Origin of the sequence: Vibrio genomosp. F10 str. 9ZD137, assembly GCF_049974785.1 — a bacterium.
In the GTDB taxonomy this organism is placed as follows: domain Bacteria; phylum Pseudomonadota; class Gammaproteobacteria; order Enterobacterales; family Vibrionaceae; genus Vibrio.
Genome location: NZ_JBNGCJ010001024.1, coordinates 2,039 through 4,615 on the forward strand (window position 1 = coordinate 2,039; position 2,577 = coordinate 4,615).

Below are 2,577 nucleotides of genomic sequence, written 5' to 3' on the forward strand. Positions count from 1 at the left end.
GTCGTAACGGCAACGGTAGAACTCACGATTAAAGATGGTCAACTCCCTGAAATTACTGAAATACCTGGGGTGTTGTTATCTGAATCTGTGCTTGCTGATGGCTCGGAGCCAAATAGCGCACTAGTGAGTAGAACCGAGTCCATTGAATATACAGAGGGAAGTGATGATGTTAGCCACTTCAGAATCGACACCGTTCAATTTAATTCGGATACTTCACTCTCATCAAATGGTCTGAAAGTAGAGCTTCGAGAAGTCGAGGATTCAGGTCAGTACATTGGTTTTACGACCAGTCTATCAGGGGTTGAAACGCAGGTATTTACGTTAACGTTTAATAATTACGGTGATATAAACAGTACGGATAAGGGCCAGTATACCTTTACTTTGCTTGAGGCCGTTGATCACATCGATGCCATCGACAATGATTCACTCAGTTTTGATCTACCGGTTTACGCGGTCGATAGTGATGGTGACGATTCCGTCATGATGCCGCTTTCGGTGACCATTGAAGATGATCTTCAGATCATGCAGGGAAACAACCTGACGATAACAGAGCCTAGCGCTTCTGAAGTTTCAAGTGGTTCAAATGCGGCTAATCCAAGCACTGAGACTATTGAACTTATTTCAGCTCAAGGTGCTGATGGTGCAACGATTACCAAGTTTACCTTTGGTGGCGGTGATTCTATTGCCCTAGATCCTGCGATATCTGGCGAACAATCTTTTGATTTTGATGAGGGTACTTTATACATCACCCTTAGCGGTGAGCTGCGTTTTGAGCCGAATCGAGATCTAGACCATTCCGGTGGTGATATCACGAAATCCATCGTAGTGACCTCGAGTGATGGCGATAAAGATGAAGTCACGGCAACGGTATCGCTCACGATTGAAGACGGGGCAAATCCTGAAATCACCGAAGTACCGACGGTTTCTCTCTCTGAATCTGCACTGGCTGATGGTTCAGCGCCTAATGGCACGCCAGCGAGTGCTTCTGTGGTTAGTAGCTCAGCTTCCATCACTTACACAGAGGGCAGCGATGATATCAAGCACTTTGAAATTGCCATTAGTGACTTTAATCCTGATGATACGCTCAAGTCTAATGGTTTAGTGGTTAAGCTTCGAGAGAACCCTGAGGATTCAGGGGAATACCTCGGATTTACGGTGGATTCGTCAAATCAGGAAACACCAGTATTCACACTCACGTTTGATAATTACGGTGATGCAAACAGCACAGACAAAGGCCTTTATACCTTTACCCTTATCGAAGCGCTTGATCATCAAGACGGTTCAGATAAGAACACCGTTGGTTTTGTTTTACCTATTTACGCGGTAGACACTGATGGCGATGTTTCGGCGAAAAAATCTCTTTCAGTGACGATTGAAGATGACGTGCAAACCATGCAGGGCAGCAGTCTCACTATCTCAGAACCGAACGCTGATGAACTCGCTTCTGGTGCGAGACCAAGTACCGACTCGATTGAACTCATTTCTTCACAAAGTGCGGACGGTGCAACCATTACTCAATTTACCTTTGGCGACAGTGATCCTATTTCACTTAATCCAACGGTTTTAGGTGAGCAGTCTTTTAATTTTGATGAGGGCACCGTGTTCATTACCCTCACGGGTGAATTACGATTTGAGCCGAACCGAGACCTAGATCATGTCAATGGTGATATCAAAAAATCTATCGTGGTTACTTCAAGTGATGCTGATAAAGACCTCGCAACGGCAACGGTAGAGCTCACGATTAAAGATGGTCAAGACCCTGAAATTACTGAGATACCTGTGGTGTCTTTATCTGAATCTGCGCTTGCTGATGGCTCAGCACCCAATGGCACGCCAGTGAGTAGCTCTACTGTCAGCAGTTCTGCGTCAATAAGTTACGCTGAAGGTGGCGATGATATTAAGCACTTTAAACTAGCCACCAGTGACTTTAATTCTGATGAAACACTCACGTCGAATGGATTAGTGGTTAAGCTTCGTGAAGAGCCTGATGATTCAGGGGAATACCTTGGTTTTACTGAAGGTCCGTTAGGTCAACAAACACCAGTATTCACGCTGAAGTTCGATAATTATGGTGATGCAGACAGCACTGACAAAGGCCGTTACACCTTTACGTTAATCGAAGCGTTCGATCATGCGGTTGTGCAAGGAAGTAATCTACTCAATTTCGTCCTACCCGTGTATGCGGTCGATACGGATGGTGGCGTCTCAGATGAAAAAAATCTGTCAGTAACGATCAAGGATGACGTGCAAACGATGCAGGGCAGCAGTCTGACAATCACAGAGCCATCTTTGGATGACTTGAGTGTTGGTGCGGCTAATCCAACAACCGATACCATTGAGCTAATTTCTGCTCAAAGTGCTGACGGTGCAACCATTACTCAATTTACCTTTGGTGGTGGAGATGCTATTTCACTTAACCCAACGGTGTCTGGTGAGCAGTCCTTTGATTTTGATGAGGGTACATTATTCATTACCGTTTCGGGTGAATTACGATTTGAGCCGAACAGAGATTTAGATCATTCCGGTGGTGATATCACGAAATCCATCGTTGTTACTTCAAGTGATGCTGATAAAGAC

1 pseudogene is annotated in these 2,577 nt (G+C 45.0%); it reads left to right on the top strand.

Annotated features, from left to right (window positions below):
- Positions 1 to 2,577: pseudogene (locus ACP45E_RS21790) on the top strand (retention module-containing protein); the annotation flags it as partial.